Annotated in this window: 29 protein-coding genes; 16 read left to right on the top strand and 13 right to left on the bottom strand. The window is 58.9% G+C overall.

Annotated elements, in window-relative coordinates; translation table 11 throughout:
- Together HCU66_RS25125 and HCU66_RS25130 are read right to left on the bottom strand one after the other, a co-directional pair.
- Positions 1-499, bottom strand: a 499-nt coding sequence (locus tag HCU66_RS25125; RefSeq protein WP_205891096.1) for an EamA family transporter, incomplete at its 3' end; no start/stop codon positions are given.
- A 216-nt stretch (positions 500-715) separates the two neighbouring features.
- Positions 716-1,612 carry a LysR family transcriptional regulator gene (locus HCU66_RS25130; RefSeq protein ID WP_205891097.1) on the bottom strand — a complete coding sequence of 299 codons (897 nt, stop codon included), beginning with the start codon at positions 1,610-1,612 and terminating at the stop codon, positions 716-718.
- A 100-nt stretch (positions 1,613-1,712) separates the two neighbouring features.
- On the opposite strand from HCU66_RS25130, the gene HCU66_RS25135 reads away from it, so the two are divergent.
- Positions 1,713-2,375 (top strand): NADPH-dependent F420 reductase, encoded by a 663-nt coding sequence (locus tag HCU66_RS25135; protein ID WP_205891098.1) that lies wholly within the window; start codon positions 1,713-1,715, stop codon positions 2,373-2,375.
- 34 nt (positions 2,376-2,409) lie between these two features.
- On the opposite strand, the gene HCU66_RS25140 is transcribed toward HCU66_RS25135, so the two are convergent.
- Complete coding sequence (locus HCU66_RS25140) at positions 2,410-3,153, bottom strand: tetratricopeptide repeat protein (protein ID WP_205891099.1); 744 nt, start codon at positions 3,151-3,153, stop codon at positions 2,410-2,412.
- 193 nt (positions 3,154-3,346) lie between these two features.
- Positions 3,347-3,943: an eCIS core domain-containing protein gene (locus HCU66_RS25145; RefSeq protein WP_205891100.1), complete on the bottom strand. Its 597-nt coding sequence runs from the start codon at positions 3,941-3,943 to the stop codon at positions 3,347-3,349.
- A gap of 396 nt (positions 3,944-4,339) precedes the next feature.
- On the opposite strand from HCU66_RS25145, the gene HCU66_RS25150 reads away from it, so the two are divergent.
- A complete protein-coding gene (locus HCU66_RS25150) occupies positions 4,340-4,858 on the top strand; it encodes an isochorismatase family protein (RefSeq protein WP_205891101.1) in 519 nt (172 codons plus the stop codon).
- 6 nt (positions 4,859-4,864) lie between these two features.
- Here HCU66_RS25150 and HCU66_RS25155 read toward each other — a convergent pair whose 3' ends face one another.
- The gene (locus HCU66_RS25155; protein WP_205891102.1) at positions 4,865-5,221 is read right to left on the bottom strand and encodes a VOC family protein; all 357 of its coding nucleotides are present in this window, start codon (positions 5,219-5,221) and stop codon (positions 4,865-4,867) included.
- 294 nt (positions 5,222-5,515) lie between these two features.
- Here HCU66_RS25155 and HCU66_RS27245 point away from each other — a divergent pair, with 294 nt between their 5' ends.
- From HCU66_RS27245 to HCU66_RS25175, 5 genes are all read left to right on the top strand, one after another.
- Positions 5,516-5,929, top strand: coding sequence for a hypothetical protein (locus tag HCU66_RS27245; protein WP_241015678.1), 414 nt, complete (start codon positions 5,516-5,518; stop codon positions 5,927-5,929).
- 540 nt (positions 5,930-6,469) lie between these two features.
- Positions 6,470-7,030 carry a nucleotidyltransferase family protein gene (locus tag HCU66_RS25160; RefSeq protein WP_205891103.1) on the top strand — a complete coding sequence of 187 codons (561 nt, stop codon included), beginning with the start codon at positions 6,470-6,472 and terminating at the stop codon, positions 7,028-7,030.
- Positions 7,031-7,160: 130 nt separating this feature from the next.
- Positions 7,161-7,775 carry an alpha/beta fold hydrolase gene (locus HCU66_RS25165; RefSeq protein ID WP_205891104.1) on the top strand — a complete coding sequence of 205 codons (615 nt, stop codon included), beginning with the start codon at positions 7,161-7,163 and terminating at the stop codon, positions 7,773-7,775.
- Positions 7,776-7,937: 162 nt separating this feature from the next.
- Positions 7,938-8,438 (top strand): GNAT family N-acetyltransferase, encoded by a 501-nt coding sequence (locus HCU66_RS25170; protein ID WP_205891105.1) that lies wholly within the window; start codon positions 7,938-7,940, stop codon positions 8,436-8,438.
- A 125-nt stretch (positions 8,439-8,563) separates the two neighbouring features.
- On the top strand, positions 8,564-9,235 hold the full coding sequence (locus HCU66_RS25175) for a class I SAM-dependent methyltransferase (RefSeq protein ID WP_205891106.1): 672 nt from the start codon (positions 8,564-8,566) through the stop codon (positions 9,233-9,235).
- A 14-nt stretch (positions 9,236-9,249) separates the two neighbouring features.
- On the opposite strand, the gene HCU66_RS25180 is transcribed toward HCU66_RS25175, so the two are convergent.
- Complete coding sequence (locus HCU66_RS25180; protein ID WP_205891107.1) at positions 9,250-10,158, bottom strand: LysR family transcriptional regulator; 909 nt, start codon at positions 10,156-10,158, stop codon at positions 9,250-9,252.
- Positions 10,159-10,285: 127 nt separating this feature from the next.
- Here HCU66_RS25180 and lysA point away from each other — a divergent pair, with 127 nt between their 5' ends.
- Positions 10,286-11,524, top strand: coding sequence for a diaminopimelate decarboxylase (lysA, locus tag HCU66_RS25185; RefSeq protein ID WP_205891108.1), 1,239 nt, complete (start codon positions 10,286-10,288; stop codon positions 11,522-11,524).
- Positions 11,525-11,594: 70 nt separating this feature from the next.
- Here lysA and HCU66_RS25190 read toward each other — a convergent pair whose 3' ends face one another.
- The gene (locus HCU66_RS25190; protein WP_205891109.1) at positions 11,595-12,059 is read right to left on the bottom strand and encodes a VOC family protein; all 465 of its coding nucleotides are present in this window, start codon (positions 12,057-12,059) and stop codon (positions 11,595-11,597) included.
- A gap of 253 nt (positions 12,060-12,312) precedes the next feature.
- Here HCU66_RS25190 and HCU66_RS25195 point away from each other — a divergent pair, with 253 nt between their 5' ends.
- Both HCU66_RS25195 and HCU66_RS25200 read left to right on the top strand, forming a co-directional pair.
- Positions 12,313-12,714 carry a hypothetical protein gene (locus HCU66_RS25195; RefSeq protein ID WP_205891110.1) on the top strand — a complete coding sequence of 134 codons (402 nt, stop codon included), beginning with the start codon at positions 12,313-12,315 and terminating at the stop codon, positions 12,712-12,714.
- A 212-nt stretch (positions 12,715-12,926) separates the two neighbouring features.
- Positions 12,927-13,208: a DUF3303 domain-containing protein gene (locus HCU66_RS25200; RefSeq protein WP_205891111.1), complete on the top strand. Its 282-nt coding sequence runs from the start codon at positions 12,927-12,929 to the stop codon at positions 13,206-13,208.
- Between the two features lie 133 nt (positions 13,209-13,341).
- Here HCU66_RS25200 and ligD read toward each other — a convergent pair whose 3' ends face one another.
- Positions 13,342-15,435 (bottom strand): DNA ligase D, encoded by a 2,094-nt coding sequence (gene ligD, locus HCU66_RS25205; protein WP_420908077.1) that lies wholly within the window; start codon positions 15,433-15,435, stop codon positions 13,342-13,344.
- 185 nt (positions 15,436-15,620) lie between these two features.
- Between ligD and HCU66_RS25210 the strand changes: the two genes are divergently transcribed.
- The 4 genes from HCU66_RS25210 (at position 15,621) to HCU66_RS25225 (ending at position 18,546) form a co-directional block, all read left to right on the top strand.
- The gene (locus tag HCU66_RS25210) at positions 15,621-16,073 is read left to right on the top strand and encodes a cupin domain-containing protein (protein WP_205891112.1); all 453 of its coding nucleotides are present in this window, start codon (positions 15,621-15,623) and stop codon (positions 16,071-16,073) included.
- Positions 16,074-16,301: 228 nt separating this feature from the next.
- Entirely contained in the window at positions 16,302-17,024 is a 723-nt protein-coding gene (gene pcsA / locus HCU66_RS25215; protein ID WP_205891113.1) for a phosphatidylcholine synthase, read from the top strand.
- 11 nt (positions 17,025-17,035) lie between these two features.
- Positions 17,036-17,422, top strand: coding sequence for a DUF488 domain-containing protein (locus tag HCU66_RS25220; protein WP_205891114.1), 387 nt, complete (start codon positions 17,036-17,038; stop codon positions 17,420-17,422).
- 197 nt (positions 17,423-17,619) lie between these two features.
- The gene (locus tag HCU66_RS25225) at positions 17,620-18,546 is read left to right on the top strand and encodes a universal stress protein (protein WP_205891115.1); all 927 of its coding nucleotides are present in this window, start codon (positions 17,620-17,622) and stop codon (positions 18,544-18,546) included.
- Positions 18,547-18,727: 181 nt separating this feature from the next.
- Here HCU66_RS25225 and HCU66_RS25230 read toward each other — a convergent pair whose 3' ends face one another.
- The 5 genes from HCU66_RS25230 to HCU66_RS25250 all read right to left on the bottom strand — a co-directional run bounded on the left by HCU66_RS25230 (position 18,728) and on the right by HCU66_RS25250 (position 21,825).
- Positions 18,728-19,540, bottom strand: a complete 813-nt coding sequence (locus HCU66_RS25230) for a class I SAM-dependent methyltransferase (protein WP_205891116.1) — start codon at positions 19,538-19,540, stop codon at positions 18,728-18,730.
- 37 nt (positions 19,541-19,577) lie between these two features.
- Positions 19,578-19,850 (bottom strand): DUF4242 domain-containing protein, encoded by a 273-nt coding sequence (locus tag HCU66_RS25235; protein ID WP_205891117.1) that lies wholly within the window; start codon positions 19,848-19,850, stop codon positions 19,578-19,580.
- 183 nt (positions 19,851-20,033) lie between these two features.
- On the bottom strand, positions 20,034-21,245 hold the full coding sequence (locus HCU66_RS25240) for a cytochrome c biogenesis protein DipZ (protein ID WP_205891118.1): 1,212 nt from the start codon (positions 21,243-21,245) through the stop codon (positions 20,034-20,036).
- Positions 21,246-21,281: 36 nt separating this feature from the next.
- The gene (locus HCU66_RS25245; protein WP_205891119.1) at positions 21,282-21,512 is read right to left on the bottom strand and encodes a hypothetical protein; all 231 of its coding nucleotides are present in this window, start codon (positions 21,510-21,512) and stop codon (positions 21,282-21,284) included.
- A 49-nt stretch (positions 21,513-21,561) separates the two neighbouring features.
- A complete protein-coding gene (locus HCU66_RS25250) occupies positions 21,562-21,825 on the bottom strand; it encodes a DUF2790 domain-containing protein (protein ID WP_205891120.1) in 264 nt (87 codons plus the stop codon).
- A 303-nt stretch (positions 21,826-22,128) separates the two neighbouring features.
- Between HCU66_RS25250 and HCU66_RS25255 the strand changes: the two genes are divergently transcribed.
- Both HCU66_RS25255 and HCU66_RS25260 read left to right on the top strand, forming a co-directional pair.
- Positions 22,129-22,869, top strand: coding sequence for a response regulator (locus HCU66_RS25255; RefSeq protein ID WP_205891121.1), 741 nt, complete (start codon positions 22,129-22,131; stop codon positions 22,867-22,869).
- On the top strand, positions 22,866-24,176 hold the full coding sequence (locus tag HCU66_RS25260) for an ATP-binding protein (RefSeq protein ID WP_205891122.1): 1,311 nt from the start codon (positions 22,866-22,868) through the stop codon (positions 24,174-24,176). The genes HCU66_RS25255 and HCU66_RS25260 overlap by 4 nt, the downstream gene beginning before the upstream one ends.
- Positions 24,177-24,235 lie beyond the last annotated feature (59 nt).

A 24,235-nucleotide genomic window follows, 5' to 3' on the forward strand; every position in this document is an offset into this window, starting at 1 on the left:
AAAAGGCCCCATAGCCGCAGCCGGCCATGGACGCAAGCGCAGCGCCTTGCAGGGTAAAGCCCTGTTGCAGGTCGGCGCCAAAGATCACCGCGATCCCGGCAATGGCCAGTGCGGCGCCCACGATCGCGTTCGCGGTAATGGCATCCTTGAGGAAAATGCGCCCCAGGATGATCGAGGAAATCGAGGCACTGGCCATCAGCACCACCACTACACCTGCCGCGGCGTAATGCCGATAGGCCGACGTTTCGAAGTGAAACAGCACGAAGATGCCAAGGAAGGCGCAGATTGCCGCCTGAGTCCATTTGGCCGTAGACGCCGGGCGCTTGAGGAAAAGCAATAGGATCGAAAGTAGCATGCAACCCAGCAGGGTCTTGATGACGGCCACACTGCTGGCAGTGAAGCCATTATTCATGAGTACTTTGCTAAGCACACCAATCGTTGCGTTCAGTGCCGCGGCGGAAAGCGCAAACATGATGCCTTTGCTGAAACTGGATTGCATTGATGACGGTCCCTGTCGCTGTTTTGTCGTTAGATAGAATGCCGGCCCACATCGACGGCGCAAAGTTCGAGGATACAAAGATCCCGCCAAACCCGGCATTGATTGTGGCATAAACCGGATCGCCCAGCAGAATCGAAGGAGTGTCGCAGATGAAGCAGTAGCCTGCGACCGAGATCAATCACAAGTCAATGCGGCTGGGACAACTCAAAAGCCTGCTCAAGGGGCACCAAAGCGGGCGAACGCAGCATCGATAAATCGTCGGAGTTTGGCTGTTCTCTGACGATTGGCCGTGTAGAGCAAATGCATTTGTCGGCTCGGTGCTTCGTAATCAGCTAACAGTCGAACCAACTCGCCGCTGCGCAACGCGGGCTCAAGAAAGTCTTCGGGGCCAAGGACAATTCCGAACCCGTCCAGCGCTGCCGACAGCAATGCTTTGCTCTCGTTGACCTGCAATCGACTGACGACTTGTACCCGTTCAACTGCAGAGCCCTTGCAGAATACCCATTCGCGGTCGGCCGGCCGAGACCAATAGGCATACCCCAGACACTCATGATTCTTCAGATCATCCGGTATTTGCGGCACTCCGCGGTCGGTCAGATAGCTCGGTGCCGCACAGGCTACCAAGCGATAAGGCGCCAACGGCCTGGCAGTCAAACTGGACGCGGTCAATGGGCCAATTCTGAACGTCACTTCATAACCCTCCTCCACCAGATCGACGAAGCGATCGGTCAAATGCAGATCGATTTCGACTTCCGGGTGTTGACGCAAAAACTCCGTCACAAAGGGCATGAGGCTATAGGAGCCGAACGTTACGGGAGCGCTGATTTTCAGTTTGCCGCGCGGGGTGTCGTTCATGATCTGCGCCAGGGAGTCGGCAGCCTGAGCCTCGTTCAAAATGTGCTTACAGCGTTCGTAGTAAGCGCTGCCCAACTCAGTCAGGCTCTGGCGTCGGGTGGTACGGTTCAGTAGCCGCGCACCTAGCCGCTGCTCCAGCGCGGCAACATGCTTGGCCACCATCTGCGGCGACAGGCCCAATCGCTCGGCAGCGCTGGCATAGGAGCCCGATTCCGCCGCCATCACAAACGCTCCCATACTCGTCAGGCGATCCATCATTCAACACTCCTGGTAACGAGACTAAGTAGCCGATGATTATTTATCTGCCATTGGTTGGCAATCATCATGGTTTCTTCTTATTAACCAGCGGAGCAAGGACATGCGTATCGGCATTATTGGGGCAGGCTTCATCGCACGCGCAGTGGCGCAATTGGTCATCGCGGCGGGACACGAAGCAATGCTCAGCAATTCACGTGGGCCACAGACCATGAGCAGCGTGCTCAGTGGCATTCCTGGCAGTCAAGTCGGCACTGTCGAGGACGCAGCACAATTTGGCGAAGTTGTACTCGTGGCCATTCCTCTTGAGCATTACCGAAGCGTGCCGGCCAAGTGGCTAGAGGGCAAAACCGTGCTGGATGCCAATAATTACTACCCGGAACGCGACGGTCAAATTGCCGCTCTCGACCGATTCGAAACCACCACCAGCCGCCTGCTCGCCGAGCATCTGCCCCACTCCAGCGTGGTCAAGGTGTTCAATGCAATCCTCGCCCAGGACCTGGTGCAAGACTCGCGCCCGAAAACAGCGCCCGACCGACGCGCACTGCCGATCGCGGCGGATGATGCGGCGGCGAAAGCGCTGGTGATCAAGCTGCTGGACGAGATTGGATTCGACGCGGTAGATGCGGGCAGTCTTGATGAAAGCTGGCGATTCGAACGGGCTAAACCCGCCTACTGCATACCACTGGATAAAGAGGGGCTGAAGGTTGCCTTGGCTGCGGCCCATCGGCAGGTCGAATTGCCCGAGGGATCGTGGCGCCGCTGAATAGTCCACAACCTACGAGCGCTTTGGCAGAAACTCAACCTCGCACCAGGTAGGCTCCGAACGGCACCCGATGTTGCAGTTTTTTGCATTTGCCAGGTGCGGGCTGATGCCCCGGCGGGCGATCGGGAAACCAGATTCGACATTTACCCGGAGGCGGCCAATGGCCGCGGGGAATCTCAACTTCGTCGTATTCGGGTTCTGGCTTGACGGAAGCCACTTGCAATTCCTCTTCCGGACGTAGCCTGCCACCTGTCGACCCGTCCGTGGCCCTCTGCGCCGCTTCCTGGCGCTCAGTGTCCGGAATGGCTTGCTCAGCAGCAATTTCTGCTTCACGGCGCCTTTTAACCTCCTCTTCCAGCCCCTCCTGCACTGCAACCAGATCCGCTTCGGCATTGGGTGGGTTATTCGACGCCTGGGCCTTCTGCGCCGCCTGGATCAATTGGAAGTTGCGATTGCGCAACGCGATGTTGGGACCAACCCGCATGTTGGAGCGCGCCGCCAGCGCTTGAGCCTGCTGGTACTGTCCCTGCTGAAGACGCAACACGCCAAGGTAATGCAACGTTGCGGGATTGTTCGGCTGGATATGCAGCGCACGCTCCAGTGTGGCTGCAGCTTGGTCCAACTGACCATCTGCATACTGCCGCGAGGCGGATTCAATCAGGGCGGTTGATGCATTGTTACTATGCGGGGAGGCTTTTCGCTCGGCAGCAACCGAGCAATGCGACGTGACTGCGTAGAACGCCAGGATCAGACCCGGCAGAAAACTCTTGGTTGGCATCAGGGACGGACTCGGTTGGTCTCGGACGGCACTGTCTTTAAACAGGCCTCCAGCGCTGCTCGGCTGGAATGATTTCACTGCGCTGCGTTCACAGATCGTTCACGGATGAAGGGGCTTCTATCGACCGGGTCTGCAACTTGAAGTTCCCACGCGAACTGACCTGACCAACAGCCGAATCAGCACTGTCGACCCTTCAGTGAGTCCCTTCCCGCACCCACCGTCTGACCTCAGCCTGTATGGCATAAGCCGGCGCCTCCACCGCATTGAAATCTTGTGTGTACCGCTGGGCAAATCCTTCTACCCCCCATTCCTGATACTGCTGCACATGCTTTAGTTCGTGAGCCCAGAGCGCGATGTCCTGTTCCGCGGTTTGCGCATCCCGGAAGAGGATGATGTCGATCAGCGTCACGGCACCGACATCGGGGTTTTGCAGCATGGCAGTAGCGGTGCTGAATTGGCCGTTGTCGCTCACTTTGTAGCGTGCGGCATCGAGGACGCCGGGGTCGTACCAGCGCAGCAGTTGCTCCCGGATGTGCAGTGGAACGGGTTGGACGCCGGCATTGGCTGCTTCCGCACGGGCTTGGGTCAGCCACAGCGCCAGGGCAGGTGCCGCGACCTGGTAGATGCCATCAGGCAGGGGGCCTCGCATCTGTCCCAGGTCTGGCAGGCAGATGCAACCGTTCAGGCATACTTGCTTCTCGCCAGCCGGGCAGGCGTTGTTCTGGGCTGGCACTGCAAGAGTCAGACAAAGAACAAACAACGCCACCAGACGCGTGGTGATGAGCGGCATCGGGCCCTCCGGGGACGCAGCAGCGCGAACAGCGGGTCATCATTGATCGACGACCCGCATAACTCTAGCGTATCCCTATCGGTCTGTTCCCGATGATCGCTTTGGGTCATGATTTCAGTCAGTCGTGACAATCGGCCAAAAGCGGACCTCAACGATCAATACTAGAAATAGCTGTCGCGCAGATCTTGCCCCCCTTGCCAACCAGGTAGCGTGCGGATACCGTCAGCTTCATGAATCGGCTACGCATTGCCTCGACCACCACGACCACGACTGCCCGAGGCGGGTCGTGAGAGGTGCCGTGAGCCAGTAACGCACGAACTTCAAAGGCCCGCCAGTGATGGACAGGGCCTTTTCTTTTGCCCTTGTGTCGCTGGTCCAAACGCAAGGAAAAGCACTATGCATGCACTGTTGATTCTCGATATGCAGGTTGGATTGTTTCATGGCCCGGATAAACCATGGGCGGGCGAGGCGCTGCTGAACACGTTGAATAGCCTGTTGAATAAGGCCCGCAGGGCCGGCGCGCCAATTTTTCTTGCTCGCCACGTCGGTCCACCCGGCTCGCCTATCGAACCTGGAAGCCCGTTGACGCAACTGGTGCAAGAACTGTCGCTACACGGAGACGAAGTGATTTTCAAAAAAAGCCGACCCAACGCGTTCGCCATGACTGACCTGGCCGATCGGCTAAAAGCTTGTGGATCTCAAGGCGTGGTTATTGCCGGAATGAAGACCCAGTATTGTGTCGACAGCACCTGCCGCGCCGCACGAGACCTTGGATTCGATGCAGTGCTGATCGCCGATGGTCATACCTGCACCGACACCCCTGAGTTGAAGGCTGAAAGTATCGTCGCTCATCACAATGCAACCCTGGCGGGCCCATTCTGTCGTGTCGTTCACGCTGAGGACTGGCGTTTCTAACGAGACCTACTGCTGAGCTGTCCAAACGGCCAGTTCATAGCCGTCTGGATCAATGAAGTGGAACCTGCTTCCACCAGGGAACGAAAATATTTCGCGTGTGATAACAGCGCCCAAAGCTTTGAGCCGCTGTTGCGTCTCATCGAGATCATCCGCGTACAAAATGATCAACGGGCCACCAGATCGAACCGGCTCTCCCGTAGTGAAGCCGCCGGTAAGGCGGCCATCACTAAACTCCGTATAGGTTGGGCCGTAGTCGATGAATGTCCAGCCGAACGCACCACCGTAGAAAGCTTTGCTGCGGGCAATGTCGTCGACATTAAATTCAATATTGTCGATCTGCCGGTCTTTACCATGCACGCTCATGGATGCCTCCTTGGCTGATTTCAAAGAAATAATGATAACGCATTGGCAATTCATGCGGCGTTGGAGCAAAAGTCCGAATGAGTCGACCGGGCCAGGAGTAGACATCGAGATAGAAAACCTCGAAGGGGCCGAACGCTGAGGCCATTGGTTATTTAAACAGCGGCTCCCTAGAACTTTTCCCTATTTATCGGTCTATGTGGACAGGCACATCGCGCTCGGTAAGCGCGAACCCATAGGCTTCCCGCAGCCAGATGGCTACACATCAACATGTCAATTCAGAGGTTGTCTTCGCTCATGAAATTCCATGACCTACGGATGGTGCTCTTCGGCTTGTTCGCGTTCGCGGCAGTGGGTTCGGCATCAGCAACACAGATGAAGACCTCAACCCCTGTTTTCGCAACTGAAGTGGCGGCCGTTCAGGCTCCGGTCCAGGCTGCCGGCAACCCTTGGCCGACCTTGGCCAGTATGGCCGGCAAGCAGCCAGGGCCGTTACTTGCCCATGATGACCGATACTGGCATGACGGTCGTTGGCATGATCGTAGAGACGATTGGCGCCGAGACGACTGGCGCAGAGATCAGTGGCGTAGAGAGCAGTGGCGTAGAGAGCAAGCCCGCCGAGAAGCCGAACGCCATCGTTATTGGGAGCGTCACCAGGATCGGGCCATGCGGCACCGCTACGAGGACGATCACCGCTACTATCGTCGCTAGTGCGACGCCATGGGATCAATCTGCCTGTAACACGGGCGATGCTCGCCCACCAGGTCGTAGAAATCAGGCTGAAAACGTCGACGAGGTGCGCATCCACAGTCGCAAGCGGGTCGGTCTTTCGAATAGCTGCTTTCGATAGCTGCCCGTCGCGACTGACAAAAATCGGCCAAGTGCGGACACCGATTCCGTCCATTAGCGCGAACCGACGAACTACTCCGTAACAACCGCAGCACCTAACGACTTTCGTAGATAGGTTGCCGATGCAGGACACAAATGCCTGGCTTGACTCAGAGCCTCGCGGAGCTGACTCAATCCGTTCGCCTCGATTTTAAACATCTGCATTATCAGTGCCTTCTATAGCTCCCAAAGCACTCAACCCTAGCAGACTTAGCCGTTTTGGCCTTGTCGCCGGTCGACGCGGCATTGGTCCCTTTGGGGTCGATTTCTGCCGGTCATGACAGGCAGAAATCGGCCACATTAAGTAATTCACCCAAGGCCTCGGTCAGGTAAGCTCACCTCCAGCCACCATGGAGGGTATTGATGCATTCACTGACCAACGAGCAAGTACTGGCGATCGCCAAAGGAAACGTCATCAACCAGCAATTGCTGACGCTCCTGCCGACACTGGAAGTCCCTCACTGCATGCTGACAGCGGGATGTCTGTTCCAGACCTTCTGGAATCACCAAGCAGGACAACCTGCCGAATGGGGAATCAAGGATTACGACATCGCTTATTTCGATGAGGATCTTTCATGGGAAGCCGAAGATCGAGTGATCACACGGGTTCGTCATGCCTGTTCCCATCTCGACGTCAACCTAGAGGTACGCAATCAGGCCCGCGTTCACTTGTGGTACGAATCCAAATTCGGCGCTGCCTATCCTCAATTGAAAAAGGTAACCGATGGCATAGATCGCTATCTGATCAACTCGACCTGCCTGGGAGTTGATGTCTACACAGGGGAGCTGTACAGCACACACGGCCTGGACGATCTTCAGAACAACCTGCTCAGACTAAACGAACTGAACCCTCTGCCTAGCTTGTTTAGCCAAAAAGCGGCTAGCTATCGGGAGCGCTGGCCATGGTTGACATTAGTCAGCTAAACGTCCGCTGCGGGTCGCGAGTTGCCCTTCACTACCGGCGGCTCTCGTTGCGAAGTGGTCATCGAACCTCGCGGCATCCATTTTTTTCCTCCTGCTGACTCTTTCAATCCCACCTTCAAGGACCGAACCTGTGACCGCATCCCCCGCCAAACTCCTCTTCCTGCCCGGAGCCTCAGGTAACACCCGGTTTTGGCATCCTGTTGCCGAGCGCTTGGCCCACCCGGCGCAACAGGTCCATATCGGCTGGCCCGGCTTTGGAGACACTCCGCCCTTGCCTGGCGTGACCGGCATGGATGATCTGGTGACTCGCGTGCTGGCCGAGATCGACCGGCCCACAGCGCTGGTGGCACAGTCCATGGGCGGCATAGTCGCTGTGCTTGCAGCGCTTGAACGCCCTGAGCTGATCACGCACCTGACGCTGACCGTCACCTCTGGCGGGGTGGATATGTCTGCTCTGGGCGCGCATGACTGGCGCCCGGATTTTGCGGCCACCAACCCGACACTGCCGAGTTGGTTTCTCGACGACCGCACCGATCTCACGCTCCGGTTGGTCGAGTTGCGCATGCCAGTCCTGCTCCTCTGGGGAGATTCTGATCCGATTAGCCCCGTTCGTGTCGGCCAGCGCCTTGCTCAACTGTTACCCCGTGCTGAGCTACACGTTTTCCCTGGCGCCGATCACAGCCTGGGCTTTACTCACGCAGCCGAAGTGGCGAGGTTGATCGAGAGACATCTGACCTGCCGGTGAGCGGAGCACTGGTTGCCACCGCGTCGGATTGATTGTGCGGCCCTGTGTGTTTCAAGACCTCTCGGATAGCGGACAGACAACCGGGTAGAAAACGGCCAAGAGCGGACCGTTGTTCCACTGCACAATTATCCAAGCAGTTCTACCAGCAAGGAGAGCGACCTTATGAAACCCGTCAGAATTCGTACCCTGCAAAGTACTGATGCTGAGGCGTTGCTGACATTCGAACTGGACAATCGTGAATGGTTCGAGCGCCACATTGACGCGCGCGGTTCTGCCTTTTACTCGGTGCAGGGCGTCACCGACCACATTGCAGCTTATTTAGCTGATTTTGCCGCCGGAACCTGGCACCCATTCGTCATCGAAGATGAGGGCGGAAAAATAGTGGGTCGAGCGAACCTGAAAAGCATCGACATGTCCGAGCGATCGGCAGAAGTCGGCTATCGGATTGCTCAAAGCGCTTGCGGACGGGGACTGGCAACGCTGGCGGTGAGGCATCTGATCCAGGAGGCGCAGTTGCATTGGAACCTTAAACAACTGGTTGCCAACGTATACGCTGCGAATATCGCCTCGGCAAAAGTACTCAAACGGTGTGGTTTCCTGGTCGAACATATCTCTCGGCAAGAAGGGACAGAGCACGATTATCGGTTTGGCCTTTCGATTTAGATGAGTGAGTGATTGGCCAATACGAATCCGTCCAGGTTTTGCCCTTCTAGTTTGGCTCATGCGAAGGTCCGCTCCACCAGCACTTGTCCTATCCTTGCATCCAACCCATAACTGCGGACATCCAAATGCCCACCCCCGAATCCACCCTCCTCCAGAGCTGGCACCACAACGCCCAATCCTGGATCGAGGCCATCCGCACCGGCACCATCGAAAGCCGCCTCAAGGTCACCGACCAGGCAATCCTGCTGGCGGTACTAGGTCGCCGACCGGAGCGTGTGCTCGATCTGGGCTGCGGTGAAGGCTGGCTGTTGCGTGCGCTGGCTGAACGGGCCATCAAGGCGGTCGGTGTGGATGGCGATGCGACGCTGGTCGAGGCAGCGCGGGCGGCGGGCTCTTCGCCGGTGCATTTGGCGAGCTACGAAACGTTGGTGGAGGCGAAGGTGGACATCGGCAACAACTACGACCTGATCTGCGCCAACTTCGCCCTGTTGCACCAGGACATCATCCCCCTGCTCGCTGCCATGAATGCCCTGCTCGCCCCTGGCGGCGCGCTGGTGATCCAGACGCTGCATCCGTGGACCGCGGCGGCGGGCGACTATCAGGATGGTTGGCGGGAGGAGACCTTCGCCGGGTTCGAGGGGCAGTGGCAACCCATGCCATGGTATTTGCGAACGTTGTCCAGTTGGTTCAATGCGCTGGACATGGCCGGTTTTCGGCTGGCCGGGCTGCAGGAGCCACAGCACCCGCAAAGTCCCGTGCCGCAGTCGTTGCTGTTGGTGGCCGAGCAACGGGGATGATCGGCGCAATACGTTCAGTCGCAGAGTACATCGGCAAGACACAACGCCTCTTCGCTCAACGAGTTGCAGAAGGCGTCGACGAAGATCGATGAGGGTCGATAATCAGGCCGGATCAACATGACGCGATAGGGAATGGACACGTTGATCGGCCGAATGGCCAATCCTCTGCCTGACTCCTCCACTGCGGTCAACGGGTTGATAATCGCCACCCCCAACTGTTGCCTGACCATGGCACAGACCGATGCAGCGTTGGTGGTTTCAATGACGGTATGTCTGTCGACTCCGGCCTGACGAAAATGCTCATCGAGCGTTTGACGATAGATGTCCAGACCCGACAGGTTGATGAAGTCGACACCGCGAAAGTCTTCCATTACAAGCAGCGGCCTGGACAGCAAAGGGTGCCCCTCTGGCAGGACGCAGACCATGTCGGAACGAAAGAGCAATGTCCCCTGGGTACCTCGAGGTACATGCTCGCCCTCGGTCAATCCGAGGTCATAACGCTGAGCGCTGAGTGACTCTTCCAGCAAGGGTGATTCCTGTGCGGCAATGCTCAAGCCTATGCCACCATGCTGTTGCTGAAAGTGCTTGCAGACCCTGGGCAGCAGCGTCTGGGAAAACAGCGGAAGGCAGGTGACGCTCAGTTGGCCATGTTCGAAACGACGGATTGACTGTGCAACGCTGTTGATGCGTTCCAACCCAATATAGGAACGTTCAACCTCTTCGAGCAGCATCATGCCCTGAGCCGTCGGTATCAGCCTCCCTCCTTCTCGATCAAACAGCCGAAGGCCAGAGATGCTTTCAAGCCGCGCCAGTTCTCGGCTGACCGTGGGTTGCGATGTAAAGAGCACGCGGGCCGCTGCGGTGACACTCCCCGCTTGCATGATGGCGCGGAAGACTTCGATATGCCGTATGGAAATGTCCACGCCAGGCCTCCGTCAATTGATCAAAACTCATATCAAAACTGAATCGACTCACAAAGAATAGATATTTTATTGAATGCCAAGTGATCGACATGATGGCTTCTCTCCTTACTTCAGAGTGAATACCGCCATGCCCAACCATTCCGTTTTCCAGCAATTAGCCGAAACTGCGAGACAGCACGGTACCCCGCTCTGGTGTTATAACGCCCAGACCATCAGAGCACGCATCGACCAACTGCAAGGCTTCGATGTCATTCGATACGCACAAAAAGCCTGTTCCAACCTGCATATTCTCCGGTTGATCCGCGAACAGGGCGTGCTGATCGATGCCGTATCACAGGGTGAAATCGAGCGGGCGCTGCTCGCTGGATACAGCCCTGCCGGTGACCCGGCTGGTATTGTTCTGACCTGTGATCTGCTCGATGAAGCGACATTGCGACGCGTCGTCGAACTGAACCTTGAGGTCAATACCGGTTCGATTGACATGCTCCGCCAACTGGGCCAACAGTCTCCCGGCCATCGCGTCTGGCTGCGGATCAATCCAGGGTTCGGCCACGGTCACAGCCGCAAGACCAATACCGGTGGTGAAAACAGCAAACATGGAATCTGGCATGACCAGGTTCAAGAAGCGCTCGGCGTGATTCGGCAATTCGGGCTGAAACTGGTGGGATTGCACATGCATATTGGTTCAGGTGTGGATTACGCGCACCTTGAGCAAGTGGGTTGTGCAATGGTCTCAGCCGTGAAGGCACTCGACCACGATATCGAAGCATTCTCCATAGGCGGGGGGCTTTCCACACCTTATCGCGCGGGGGATGATCCGGTGGATATCCAGCGTTATGCGAACGCATGGCGCCAGGCCAGGCAGGACATCGAGGCTTTTCTCGCCCACCCGGTAAGGATGGAGATCGAGCCCGGTCGATTCCTGGTGGCCGAGTCAGGCTATCTGGTTACCGAAGTCCGCGCGGTAAAAAAAGTCGGTAGCCAAAACTTCATTCTGGTAAACGCCGGCTTCAATGACCTGATGCGGCCAGCCCTCTACGGCGCCTATCACCACATGACCTTGCTGGACTCCCAGGGCGTCCCGGTCAGTCGTCCGCAGCACCTCTGTGTCGTGGGAGGTCCCCTGTGCGAATCCGGCGATATCTTTACGCAGGATGAACAGGGCGTCACACCCCGTTCGCTACCTGAGGCGCAGGTTGGCGACTTGCTGATCATGCACGATACCGGCGCGTACGGCGCCTCTATGTCATCCAATTACAACAGCCGCACACTGTTGCCAGAAGTGTTGATCGAACAAGGGCAAGCCAGATTGATTCGACGCCCGCAGCCGTTGTCGGACTTGCTGGCCCTGGAGTTGGGGCTTTAAAGGCCAATCGGCGATCGAAACAATCGGTTGATGAAAATCTCTTGAAGGAACTGGGTGCGTGAAAACCACCTTACCTGTCTTCGGCGAATGCATCCTTGATAAATGCCTCAAGCTCTTTCTCTTCAAGCAACTCAATAGAAAAATGCCCAAAGCGTTTCGGTAACCAAATGATGCGTGTGCCGCTTGGCGATTGGAGATTATCGCGAGACAGTGGTTTTCCGTTCTCATCTTCCGGCTGGACTCCCGCGTCGATCAATTCATCGTAGGCTGCCTCAATATCCGGTGTGGAATAGCAGTGACGGTAGATTGTGCCTTCGCCGTTGGAGTCCATCAGAGCCTTGAGATTCCCGGTAAAGGGTTGCACCAGCATAAGGCGCTCAGCTCCAAACATGACGATCGCATAGCGCACATGCAAACCGTCGCGCTGCCAATCAAGTGTCTTTGAAATCCTGGCTTTAAAGACTCGGGCGTAATAGCTGCACGCTTCCTCAAGATCTTCGACGAGAACATCCACGTGGCTGAACTTTAATTTCAATGGCCTCACCTATTTCAAACATGCTGTAAGTCCGGGCACTCTGCTTCACTACTCTCTGCGGTGGCTACTGATACCTGGTAGGAGCGTGGCTTGCCCGCGAAGAACGATGACGCGTAATACCTGAAAACCGTGGTGCATTCTTCGCGGGCAAGCCTCGCTCCTACAGGATTTTCGTTCGGGATGTGGACATCGCGCCCGAAGGTACAACACCCCCATGGGCAAACCCGATCAGAGCGCTCTATGATTGAACCCCATGACGACCTCTCTTCCGATCCGCCAACCCTGCCCGCCCGGTGCCTGCATCTGCGAGCGTGAACAGCTGTTGGAAACTCCCGGCACGGACCTGCGCATCCTGAGCCTGACCCAGTCGGAGGAAAAGCGCCTGATCGAACGCCTGGAAAACCTCCAGAGCCTGGCCGACCTGGAGCGTCTGCAACGCCGGATGTACGAGCAGTTGGGGCTGCGCGTGGAGATCGTCCCGGGCTTCAATGAAGTGCGCACCATGCGCGGCATCAACATCACCCTCGGCGAGTTGCCGGGGTTGTGCCGTAAAACCCGTCAGTCGATTCCGGCAGCCATTCGTCGCGGGCTGGAGAAGCACCCGCAAGTGGCCTACGAACTGCTCAATGCCAACGACCTGTTGCGTGATGCCTGATGGCTTGCACCGTTATCTCGATACGTTCGTTCGAATGCCTTGAAACAGGATCAGCGGTCGTACGCGCAACGTGCCCCGCTGCTATGCCTTCTAATGGGAGCAAGGGTTTCAGGCCAGCCAGGAGGGCGCTGAAAACACAGGCGTGACCGTGGCCCCGGCGCCAGCCAGGTGCGCGACGATAAAAGGTGCCAATCCGTAGCAGGAGGTGGCAGATGTTATTCATGGTCCGTTGGTCCATCAGCCCGCAACAACGTAACAGCGCGATCGAACGTTTTCTCAAGACCGGTGGCGCCCCACCCGCAGGCGTCAGCATGCTGGGGCGCTGGCATGCCGTCGGCGGCGCCAGCGGTGTGGGCATTGCCGAGGCCAGTGATCCAGTGGCGATACAGAAATGGGTGCTGGAATGGAGCGATGTCATGAGCATGGAAGTCCACGCCGCATTGACCGATGAACAGGTAGCGCCGCTGCTCGCTGCCGCAGTCGGTAAGCAATAGCTGTCGATGTGGTGAGGGGGCTTGCCCCCGTTGGGCTGCGCAGCAGCCCCAAAATCTCTGATGTACCAAAGATCTTGTGAGTGCTACGCACTCAAACGGGGGCAAGCCCCCTCGCCACTTTCCGTCCGATTCACTATTTTTTCATCCCGAGCCGTCGTCGCATCTCGGCGGTAATCGTCTGCCGGGTTTTCTTCAGGTCGGCCCAGGGTTCATCGCCCACCTCGGCCAGGCGTTCATGCACGGTGTGTACATTCCATTGATTGGCGCCCTTGAGCTCGGCCACCTCTTCGCGAAAGATCGGCACCGACACCGGCAACCCTTCGCGGGTGCGCACGGCGTAGGCGCAGACCGTGGTGGCCCCCAGACCGTTGCGCAGGTAATCGATGAAGATGCGCCCAACCCGGTTTTTCGGCCCCGATACCGCGGAAAACCGATCCGGCAGCAGCTTGGCCATGTGGCTGACAATCGCATGGCTGAAGTCCTTGACCTCATCCCAGCCGTGTTTGCGGGTTAGCGGAACCACCAGGTGAATCCCCTTGCCGCCGCTGGTCTTGAGAAACGCCTTGAGCCCCAGTTCATCGAGCACCGTGAGGGTCAGCCGGGTGGCTTCGATCATGCTCTTCCAGGGCAGTGCCGGGTCCGGATCGAGGTCGAGGACGAAGCGGTCGGGCTTGTCCAGATCGACCGACGTGGCGTTCCAGGTGTGCAGCTCCACCGTGCTCATCTGCACCGCGCCGATCAGCGCCTTGGCATTGTTGATGATCATGATCGGTTGACCCGTCAGATCCTTGTCCAGGGTGATGATCCCGGGAATGGCCAGATTCTCGGCGTTCTTCTGAAAGAACAGTTCACCGGCGATGCCGTCCGGCGCGCGCACCAGCGCCACCGGCCGATCCTTGAGTTGCGGCAGGATCCACTCGGCGACGCTGGCGTAATACTCCGCCAGTTGCATCTTGGTGGTGCCGCTGCTGGCGTCGATCACCCGGTCCGGGTGGGTGATGCGCACTTTGCCCTGCCCCAGGCTGACTTGTGACGGTGCTGCCGGGGTGGTTTTCCTTTTAGTGGCTGAGGTTTTCACGGTTGTCGGACGCTCCTCGGTGATGTCTGCGGCAGGCTTGTCCTCGCGCAGCCCATGGAACACGGCCTGGCGCACCGAGCCATCCTTGGTCATCTCGGCAAAGGCCACTTCCGCCAGCAGCACGGGTTTGAGCCAATGCACGCCTCTGGCTTCAAAACCGGTAGGTGGATTGACCACCGACGGCCTTCTCGTCTGCAGCGGTTTCAGTTGTTTGTAAAGGCGCTTGAGGGTCGCCTCGTTGAACCCGGTGCCCACCTTGCCGGCGTAGCGCAATTCACCGCTGTCGCGGTCGTGCAGCCCCAGCAACAAGGCCCCAAAAGCACTGCGCGCGCCTTTGGGGTCGGTGAAACCGACCACGGCGAATTCCTGTCGACGCTTGCACTTGAGCTTGATCCAGTCACGGGTGCGCCGGGACAGGTAAGGCGAGCCCAGGCGTTTGCCGATCAGCCCTTCCATCTGCATTTTGCAGGCGCTGTCGAGTAACGCCTCCGGGGATTCGCTGAACGTGTCGGAGAACCGCAACAACGGGTTTTCATTGGATTTGAGTATGGTCGCCAGCGCCGCCCTGCGCTCTTCGACGGGCACCTCGCGCAGGTCCACACCATTGAGGTAGGGCAAATCGAACAGGTAGTAAACGATGCTGGCGCTGCGGCCGGAATCGAAGGCGTTTTGCAGCGCCTGAAAGTCCGGAACGCCCTGCTCGTTCGCCACCACCATTTCGCCGTCGAGCCAGGCCGATTCCAGGCCCAGCGCCGCCAACGCCTCGGCTTGCCCGGGCAATTTGTGGGTCCAGTCGTGACCGTTGCGGGTGAACAGTTTGACCTCGCCGTGGTCGATGCGCGCCATGACCCGGTAGCCGTCGAACTTGATTTCATAGCTCCACTCGCCGCTCGGCGCGGATTCGACCAGTGTCGCCAGTTCCGGCTTGAGCTGCTCCGGTAGCCTGGCTTTGCGGGCGCCCATCAGCTGAGGCGACTCTTCCTTGCGCGCCTTGGCCGGGGCTTTTTTGATCGACTTGGGCTTTTCAGCACCGTACTTTTTTTCCACGATAGTGCGGTCGCTGAGCACGCTGTCGGGCTCGGCAACGGCCGGCTCCGGGGTCGCCGAGAAATCGCGCATGCGGTTGTAATCATCCAGGTGCTTGTTCATGGCTTACCGGCTGCTTGCTGCAGGACGCTGAATCGGCACGTCTCTATATCAGCAGAGCGACAGGCCCGGAAAAAAATTCCATCACCATTGGAATTGCCCGGACAGACGGGGCAGTGTTGCGACACTTGCCCGCGGCGCGAGTGAATATACTCAGGGGTGGGGGATTCATGCCTCGGAGAGCGATCATGCGAACGGTTCACGTCATCGAAGCCGGGAAAACGCCCGCGCCGGTCAATGTTGTTGGAGAGACCATTACCATTCTTGCCGGCGGCGATCTGACCAAACCCTTTGAAGTGCATATCCAGCAAGGTGTGCAAGGTGGCGGGCCTCCTCTTCACTTTCACCCCTGGGACGAAGCGTTCTATGTCATCGACGGGCAGATTGAAGTGACCGTCGAGGGGCAAGCCACCACGCTCTCGACCGGGGGCTACGTGCATATCCCCGCCGGGTCGATCCATGCTTACAAGAACATCACCCCCACCGCGAAAATCATCGGCGTGGTTTCCGATCCGCGCGGCGGCCAGTTCTTTGCAGCGCTGGACCGGCTCAAAGTCCCCGAGGACCTGCCCCGGATACTGGAGATAGCCGAAGGCTTCGGCGTTACGTTTCTGGTACCGAAACCACCGACCGCGGATTAACGGATGGACACAACTCTCGCAGGAGTTGTTTGATTTTCAGCGGTTTCGAAAATGCTCAATACGTACCCCGGACATTTTCCGGGGTATTTTTTTGCGTGGCGTCTAAGATTCAAAGGTGGTGAACCTTATTCCCGAAAACCCGGTCGATACCTGCAACCGACCCGGTTTGCCGACGCCCTCAATCAGAGGGTGATAACTGGCTTGCTTCACTTTCTGGAGAACACCTGCGTGATATCCGCCGTACACATTGCCAGGCTCAAAGCATGGGGCGCCCATGGTTTTACCGCCACGGGCGTGGTCACTGCCTTCCTCGCGACCCTCGCCCTGCTGGAGAACCAGCCCACCCATTGCCTGCTGTGGCTAGGCGTGGCGCTGATCGTCGACGGGCTGGACGGCGCACTCGCGCGCAAGGTCAATGTGCAATCGGTGCTGCCGAGTTTCGACGGCTCGATCCTCGACCTGGTGATCGACTACCTGACCTATGTATTTATCCCGGCGCTGTTCATCTATCGCTACATCCCGTTGCCGGACTACACCCTGCTGCTGACCGTGTCGCTGATTCTGGTGTCGTCGCTGTTTTGCTTCTGCAACGTCAACATGAAGAGCAAGGACAACTACTTCCAGGGCTTCCCCGCCGCATGGAACGTTGTCGCGCTGTGCCTGTACATCATCGACCCGGCGCCGTGGATCACCTTTCTCACGGTCATCGGCCTGGCACTGTTGACCGTGACCCGCATGAAGTTCCTGCACCCGTTCCGTGTACGTCGATTCATGCCGATCAACATTGCCGTGACGGCCATCTGGCTGCTGTGCAGCTTGTCGCTGGTGGTCAACCATCCCGTCATCAACCCGATGGTGATGGGCCTGTGGCTGCTGATGTCGGCGTACTTCCTGGGGATCTGCATCTGGCGTACGACGCTGGAGTGGTTCGACGGCTCGCGGCTCAAATAGGCACTGCAATCATGCCCATCCATATCGTGCGACTCGGCTCGCCCCGCACCGCGAATGAAGGCCTGCGCGTGGGCACGGTACGCCGCCCGCCCCGTGGCGTACCGAAGGCTGAATTTGCCAGTCGCGATTTTTATGATGTGTGGCAACCGCTGCTGTCCCCCAGCCCCGAATTGGTGGCCGAAGCCAAAGCGGCTGAAGATGCCAAAGCCTGGGAGGCCTTCAAGCGCAAGTTCAAGGCCGAAATGAACCATCCCGCGCCCAGTCAATTGCTGGACCTGCTGGCCGCCCTCTCCCATCAAACGTCGCTGGCCGTGGGGTGTTATTGCGAAGACGAAGCCCACTGCCACCGTTCCGTATTGCGGGAGTTACTGGAGGCTCGGGGCGCGAAGGTTATCTAGATAAAAAAACACCCACATTTGCCAGGCACCTTCGATCACCCCGCCCCGCTGATACCCTTGCGGACGAGAAGTTGATCATGGTCAATACTTAGAGGATTGAACGGCTATCGAATGACCATGCGTCGGGCGCACAGTCGCTCTCCCAACGCTGCCCCAGGGGGATCGCCGTCCGCTCGTTTACCCACGGGAGGTTTGTCATGTCTGGTCCATCTCGTTTCATGCTGGTCGTCTCACCGCTGATGGAACACAGCCCCGCCTTCGACCGGGCCGCGGCGCTGGCCAAGGCCGAGGGTGCGGCCCTGCATATCGTGGCCTTCGACTACCTGGAAGGCCTGGCGACCGCCAGTCTGGTCAACGAAAAGGCCCTGGAACAGATGCGTCTGGGGTACGTCGAGCGTCACCGTCAGTGGCTTGAGGAACAGGCCCACCCCTTGCGCAAGATCGGCGTGCACGTCACCACCGAAGTGGTCTGGGTCGAACACCCGCTGGAAGAAATCCTGATTCACCTCAAAGAGCAGCCGATGGACGTGCTGATCAAGGCGCTGGAGCCCCAATCGCGGCTGTCGCGGTTGGTGTTTACCCCTCTCGACGTGCATTTGCTGCGTGAGTGCCCGGTGCCATTGCATTTTGTCAGCCATGCCACTCGTGCGTTGCCGCGCAAGATCGTCGCGGCGGTCGACCCGTTCCATCGTGATGACCAATACAAAAGTTTCAACGACCGGATCCTTCACGAGGCATCGAAACTGGCCAGCGCCTGCAATGCCGAACTCGATGTGGTGTACGCCTATGACCTTTCGTCCATCAGCGCGGACGAGTTCAACTTCGATAACGGCTCGGCGCTTTTCGCTTCGGGCAAGGCCAAGACCCTGTTCGATTTCCAGGAGGATGCCTTCAATGATCTGGCCGCGCGCAACGGCATCGCACCGGAACAACGGCACATGCTCATGGGCAACCCGACCAAGGTGCTGACCCGCTATGCCGAGACCTATGACGTGGATGTGATTGTCATGGGCCGGATCGGTCATCGCGGCATGGGCCGGTTGATCGGCAGCACGGTGGAGCATGTGCTGTACAAAATGCCGTGCAGTGTGTGGGTGGTGTACACCGAGCGGCTGGATGAGTGATTTGCCGGCTAAAAACCAGATATTGTACATACCCCTGTAAGGGCGGGTCTTTGTGGTGAGGGGGCTTGCCCCCGTTGGGTCGCGAAGCGGCCCCAAAAGCTTTGCGGCTGCTTCGCAGCCGAACGGGGGCAAGCCCCCTCGCCACAAAGGCCCGCTCCCACAAGAGTTTGCGTTGTTGAACTCAACGCCGGGTAATCACCACCTCCAGGTATTCACTGGGTACCACCAGCGAACGCTCCCCCGCTCGGTTCAGGCGATTGAGCAGCTCAGTCAGGTCGTTTTCCAGGGCCGTGGCCCCTTCGGGTGGCAGGGCTACAAAGGCCTTGTGAACCGGGCCGTACCAGGTGCGGAAGGTGTCGATGAAATGGGCGGCCGAACGGTAACGGAAGTTGAACAGCCGCCGAGTCACCTGCAGCACAAAGTCGCGCTGATCGAACTGCGAGTGCAACCAGGCTTCGGTGCCCCAGTTCGAAGGCGGTTGTGCGCCCGGCGGTGGCGGCATATGGCGGCCCAGGGTCTTGAACATCTGGCCGACGAAGCCTTCAGGCGTCCAGTTGGCAAGGCCGATCCGGCCTCCCGGGCGACACACCCGCGCCAGCTCCGCGGCGGCCTTGGGCTGATCCGGCGTAAACATCACGCCGAAGGTCGAGAGCACGGCATCGAAACTGGCGTCCTCGAACGGCAGAGCCTCGGCATCGGCCACCTGAAAGGCCACGTTCAGGTGTTCTGCCCGCGCCCGGTCTTCACCGCGTTCGAGCAGTCTGGCCACGTAGTCGGTGGACGTGACCTTACAGCCCCGGCGCGCGGCGGCGAGCGTTGCATTACCGTTGCCGGCGGCGACATCCAGCACGCGCTCATCGCAGAGCAGGTCGCAGGCTTCGGCGAGTTGCTCGCCGACAATCTGTAAGGTGGTGCCGATCACGGCATAGTCGCCACTGGCCCACGCCGTCATCTGACGGTTCTTCAGGGCAGTGAGGTCAATAGGTGTGCTCATGAAGTCGGCTCCATAGCAGGTTGGAACGCGTCCCGGCTTACTCCGCCGTGGTGGGATCGATGATGTTCATGACACGGGAAACGCTGTTGATCGGAAAGCCACCCTTTTGGGCGTGCTCCCTGATGAGTTCTTCATTCGGCGCGATGTACTCGCAGTAAATCTTGTCGCCGGTGATGTAACTCTGCAGCCAGAGAACGTCCGGCCCCATCTCGCGCAACACATCGCAGGACTTTTTCGAGATCGCTTTGAGCTCCTGTTGCGGCAGTGCACCGGCGCCCGGCAGCTCGCGTTCGATAATGTATCTAGGCATGGCAACCTCCCTTCATGATCGTGATGACAGGGTCGGCAGTGACCCCGTCCACAAACTATCGCTCCCGTATACGTTGTCGTCCTGCCCGGTCGTCCGGAGAACGCACGAAACAAGGCGTTCTCCGATACATGGTCGCCATCTGTAACGCGGCATTAACAAGTTGGCCTGCCTCTGCGAAACGGGCTAAGCGGCAGGCGCTTTCGCCTCCTCCAGCAATTGCCGGATCATCTGCTCCTGAGCCTCGTATCGACCCTCGCCAAAGTGGCTGTAACGCACCTGCCCCTTGGCATCGATCAGGTAGTGAGCCGGCCAGAACTGGTTGTCGAACGCGCGCCAGATCGCATAGTTGTTGTCGATCGCCACCGGGTAGGTGATGCCGAGTTTTTTCACCTGATCGCGGACGTTGTCGATGATGCGTTCGTAACCGTATTCCGGGGTGTGCACGCCGATCACCACCAGGCCGTCCTTTTCATATTTCTTCGCCCAGTCCTTCACGTAGGGCAAGGTGTGCTGGCAGTTGATGCAGTCGTAGGTCCAGAAGTCCACCAGCACCACTTTGCCGCGCAGGGACTCGTTGCTCAGCGCGGGCGAGTTGAGCCATTGGACCGCGCCGGAGAGTGACGGCATCGGGCCTTTGGCCGAGTCCATCATCGGGTCGGCCTTGACCTTGCTGACCAGGTAATCGACCACTTTCGGCACGGTTTCCAGCACCTGCTGTTCAACGGTCGTGACGCCTTCGGATGAAGTGCTGGCGAGTAGCCTGTTATCGGCACCGGTGGCGATGACCGTCGCCGCGACCAACACCGCAGCACCCGCGCCGCGCCGCAGCCAACCGGTGACTGGAATCGACGGTTTCAAACGATTGACCAGGCCGCGACCGGCGAAGATCAAGGTACCCAGGGACAACGCGCTGCCCAGGCCGTACGCCACCAGCAACAGACTGGTCTGAGCATTGGCGCCTTGCAGCATGGCGCCGGTGAGAATCACCCCGAGAATCGGCCCGGCACACGGTGCCCAGAGCAGCCCAGTGGCGACGCCGATCATCACCGAGCCCAGCGGGCCAGACATTTTGCGGGTGTTGGGGTCGAGGCGATTGCCCAGCAGCACGAACGGCCGCGCCAGCCAGTCGCCGATGCGGGCGGAGATCAGCGACAGCGCAAACAGCACCATCACGATCAACGCCACATGGCGGCCGGTGTTGTTGGCTTGTATCACCCAGTCGCTGCTGACCACGGCCAGGCTGGAGATCAGGGCGAAGGTCAGGGCCATGCCGACGAGGGTGAGCAGGATCGAGGAGCGCGTGCGTTTCACACCGGCAAACAGAAACGGCACGACCGGGAGGATGCAGGGGCTGAGGACGGTCAAAATGCCGCCCAGGAATGCGATGAGAAACATGGGATCACCTTGAGTTCATGGGAACAATGCCTGGCTTCAAGCCATCTGATTTTCCAACTGCTGGCCCTGCGGCGTGCGGCTGGAGCCGTTCTCCGCAACCAGCTGCCCCTGCGGCGTGCGGCTGGAGCCATCCTCAGCCAGCAGCGGTGTCAGTTGGAAGCAGGTGCTGCTGCCACAGCTACTCTGTTCAACAGCAGCGTTGGCATGAGCGGCGGCGCCGGCTACGGAAAAGACGATGGCGGTCAAAAAGCGGGTGACGTTGTTCATGGGGTTATTTCCTGTTCAAAAATGGGATGGGTAATGGGAGTCGAAGGAATCAGTTGTTTTCGCCGCAGCCGTCAGCGAATTTGCTGTAGTCCAGGGCCTGGGTTTTGCCCTGGGAATCCAGATAGATCATCCGGGCGTTCACAATTCCGCAGGAAGGCGTGGTGTCCTGTGTCATCGACAACACTTTCTGGATATCCAGGTGCGTGCCGTAGGTGTAGGTTTGCGGGGTGACGTCGGCTTCGGCCCGGGCCGACAAGGTGCAGATGTTCAGGGCGGCAAACAGGCAGGCGGCGTAAACGGCTTTGGTATTCATGGTGTTGTCCTCGGGCTTCAATAGATCAATCGTTGATTGGGCCGAGGCGGTTGGGTTTGCCTCGATGGAAGCCATTAGAAGCCCGCGAGGTATCCCGTCTGTGTCTGGAACAGGCGCGGGTAAATTGCTATGTATCAGCACCGGCCCGGGATACACAGCGATACAAAACCCCTGAAACCGGCTGTTTTTGCGTCCTCGTGTATCCGTCGACAGGCCAGATACACTGCAATACAAACGGCGGCGGGCGAACGGGCCAAGGCTCGGTAGACTGCGCGACAACACCCACTCAAGAGGCTTGGCCCCATGGAACATGTCGATCACATTCTCATCGTGGACGATGACCGTGAGATCCGGGAACTGGTAGGCAATTACCTGAAGAAGAACGGCCTGCGCACCACCGTGGTGGCGGATGGACGGCAGATGCGCGCGTTTCTGGAGACCACGCCGGTGGACCTGATCGTGCTCGACATCATGATGCCGGGCGACGATGGCCTGGTGCTCTGCCGCGAGTTGCGCGCGGGTAAACACAAAGCCACGCCGGTGCTGATGCTCACCGCCCGCAACGATGAAACCGACCGCATCATCGGCCTGGAAATGGGCGCCGACGATTACCTGGTCAAACCCTTCGCCGCCCGTGAGTTGCTCGCCCGGATCAACGCCGTGCTGCGGCGCACGCGGATGCTGCCGCCCAACCTGGTGATCACCGAAAGCGGTCGCCTGCTGGGGTTCGGTCGCTGGCGCCTGGACACCTCGGCCCGGCATCTGCTGGACCAGGACGGCACCATGGTCGCCCTCAGCGGGGCGGAATATCGTTTGCTGCGGGTGTTCCTCGATCATCCTCAGCGGATACTCAATCGTGACCAGTTGCTCAACCTGACCCAGGGCCGCGACGCCGATCTGTTCGACCGCTCCATCGATTTGCTGGTCAGCCGCTTGCGTCAGCGTCTGCTCGACGATGCCCGGGAACCGGCCTATATCAAGACCGTGCGCAGCGAAGGCTATGTGTTTTCCCTGCCGGTGGAAGTGCTTGGTGCGCCGTCATGAGTCTGGCGCTGCACTGGCCCCGCACGCTGGCCTCGCGGCTGTCGCTGATTTTCCTGATCGGCTTGATCCTCGCCCAGGCGCTGTCCTTTGGCGCGCAGTACTACGAGCGTTATGAAAGTGCCAAAAACACCATGTTGGGCAACCTGGAAACCGACGTCTCGACCTCCCTCGCCATCCTCGACCGCTTGCCGGCCGACGAGCGCGCGAATTGGTTGCAGCGTCTGGAACGCGCCAACTATGGCTATCTGCTGAATGAAGGCTCGCCGGGCACCCCCATGCCGCGCGGCGATGTGCCGATTGCCGTGACCTCGATTCAGGACGCCATCGGTAATGATTACCCGCTGACCTTCACCGACATCCCCGGCCCGAAGAAACACTTCCAGGCGCATCTGAAACTGAAGGACGGCAGCCCCGTCACCATTGATGTGCGGCCTTCGATGGTGCCGTTGTCACCATGGTTGCCGGCGGTATTGCTGGGGCAACTGGCGCTGATGATCCTCTGCACCTGGCTGGCGGTCAGAATCGCCATCCGCCCCCTCACCCGCCTCGCCCAAGCGGTGGAAACCCTCGATCCCAACACCCACGCCGTGCACCTGGATGAGAAAGGCCCGACCGAAGTCGCCTACGCCGCCAGGGCGTTCAATACGATGCAGGCGCGCATTGCGGCGTATCTCAAGGAACGCATGCAACTGTTGGCGGCGATTTCCCACGACCTGCAAACCCCGATCACACGCATGAAACTGCGCGCCGAATTCATGGACGACTCCAGCGAGAAAGACAAACTGTGGAACGACCTCGGCGAGATGGAACACCTGGTGCGTGAAGGCGTGGCCTACGCCCGCAGCATCCATGGCGCCACCGAGGAAAGTCGCCGCACCGATCTGGATTCATTCCTCGACAGCCTGGTGTTCGACTATCAGGACATGGGCAAAGACGTGCAGCTGGGCGGTAAAAGCGCTGCGGTGATCGACACCCGCCCCCATGCCTTGCGGCGAGTGCTGGTGAACCTGGTGGACAACGCCCTGAAATTCGCCGGCGCAGCAGAGTTGTGGGTGGAAGCAAAGGCTGACGGCAGCTTGTCGGTGAAGGTCATGGACCGCGGGCCGGGGATTGCCGAAGAGCAATTGGCTCAAGTGATGCAGCCGTTCTACCGCGTGGAGAATTCGCGCAACCGCAGCACCGGCGGGACCGGGTTGGGGTTGGCGATTGCCCAGCAGCTGGCGCTGGCGATTGGCGGGTCGCTGACCTTGAGCAATCGCGAGGGCGGCGGGTTGTGTGCGGAGCTCAAATTGCCGAAGCCCCAATAAACACCACCAATCCAATGTGGGTGTGGTGTTGATCGTTCCCACGCTCCGCGTGGGAATGC

It is taken from the genome of Pseudomonas frederiksbergensis (assembly GCF_017114915.1).
GTDB lineage: Bacteria > Pseudomonadota > Gammaproteobacteria > Pseudomonadales > Pseudomonadaceae > Aquipseudomonas > Aquipseudomonas frederiksbergensis_I.

Excerpts from the sequence above, each read along its gene's own strand:
- HCU66_RS25130 (WP_205891097.1), bottom strand. The coding sequence starts at position 1,612 with ATGATGGATCGCCTGACGAGTATGGGAGCGTTTGTGATGGCGGCGGAA.
- HCU66_RS25135 (WP_205891098.1), top strand. The coding sequence starts at position 1,713 with ATGCGTATCGGCATTATTGGGGCAGGCTTCATCGCACGCGCAGTGGCG.
- HCU66_RS25140 (WP_205891099.1), bottom strand. The coding sequence starts at position 3,153 with ATGCCAACCAAGAGTTTTCTGCCGGGTCTGATCCTGGCGTTCTACGCA.
- HCU66_RS25145 (WP_205891100.1), bottom strand. The coding sequence starts at position 3,943 with ATGCCGCTCATCACCACGCGTCTGGTGGCGTTGTTTGTTCTTTGTCTG.
- HCU66_RS25150 (WP_205891101.1), top strand. The coding sequence starts at position 4,340 with ATGCATGCACTGTTGATTCTCGATATGCAGGTTGGATTGTTTCATGGC.
- HCU66_RS25155 (WP_205891102.1), bottom strand. The coding sequence starts at position 5,221 with ATGAGCGTGCATGGTAAAGACCGGCAGATCGACAATATTGAATTTAAT.
- HCU66_RS27245 (WP_241015678.1), top strand. The coding sequence starts at position 5,516 with ATGAAATTCCATGACCTACGGATGGTGCTCTTCGGCTTGTTCGCGTTC.
- HCU66_RS25160 (WP_205891103.1), top strand. The coding sequence starts at position 6,470 with ATGCATTCACTGACCAACGAGCAAGTACTGGCGATCGCCAAAGGAAAC.
- HCU66_RS25170 (WP_205891105.1), top strand. The coding sequence starts at position 7,938 with ATGAAACCCGTCAGAATTCGTACCCTGCAAAGTACTGATGCTGAGGCG.
- HCU66_RS25175 (WP_205891106.1), top strand. The coding sequence starts at position 8,564 with ATGCCCACCCCCGAATCCACCCTCCTCCAGAGCTGGCACCACAACGCC.
- lysA (WP_205891108.1), top strand. The coding sequence starts at position 10,286 with ATGCCCAACCATTCCGTTTTCCAGCAATTAGCCGAAACTGCGAGACAG.
- HCU66_RS25195 (WP_205891110.1), top strand. The coding sequence starts at position 12,313 with ATGACGACCTCTCTTCCGATCCGCCAACCCTGCCCGCCCGGTGCCTGC.
- HCU66_RS25200 (WP_205891111.1), top strand. The coding sequence starts at position 12,927 with ATGTTATTCATGGTCCGTTGGTCCATCAGCCCGCAACAACGTAACAGC.
- ligD (WP_420908077.1), bottom strand. The coding sequence starts at position 15,435 with ATGAACAAGCACCTGGATGATTACAACCGCATGCGCGATTTCTCGGCG.
- HCU66_RS25210 (WP_205891112.1), top strand. The coding sequence starts at position 15,621 with ATGCGAACGGTTCACGTCATCGAAGCCGGGAAAACGCCCGCGCCGGTC.
- HCU66_RS25220 (WP_205891114.1), top strand. The coding sequence starts at position 17,036 with ATGCCCATCCATATCGTGCGACTCGGCTCGCCCCGCACCGCGAATGAA.
- HCU66_RS25225 (WP_205891115.1), top strand. The coding sequence starts at position 17,620 with ATGTCTGGTCCATCTCGTTTCATGCTGGTCGTCTCACCGCTGATGGAA.
- HCU66_RS25230 (WP_205891116.1), bottom strand. The coding sequence starts at position 19,540 with ATGAGCACACCTATTGACCTCACTGCCCTGAAGAACCGTCAGATGACG.
- HCU66_RS25235 (WP_205891117.1), bottom strand. The coding sequence starts at position 19,850 with ATGCCTAGATACATTATCGAACGCGAGCTGCCGGGCGCCGGTGCACTG.
- HCU66_RS25240 (WP_205891118.1), bottom strand. The coding sequence starts at position 21,245 with ATGTTTCTCATCGCATTCCTGGGCGGCATTTTGACCGTCCTCAGCCCC.
- HCU66_RS25245 (WP_205891119.1), bottom strand. The coding sequence starts at position 21,512 with ATGAACAACGTCACCCGCTTTTTGACCGCCATCGTCTTTTCCGTAGCC.
- HCU66_RS25250 (WP_205891120.1), bottom strand. The coding sequence starts at position 21,825 with ATGAATACCAAAGCCGTTTACGCCGCCTGCCTGTTTGCCGCCCTGAAC.
- HCU66_RS25255 (WP_205891121.1), top strand. The coding sequence starts at position 22,129 with ATGGAACATGTCGATCACATTCTCATCGTGGACGATGACCGTGAGATC.
- HCU66_RS25260 (WP_205891122.1), top strand. The coding sequence starts at position 22,866 with ATGAGTCTGGCGCTGCACTGGCCCCGCACGCTGGCCTCGCGGCTGTCG.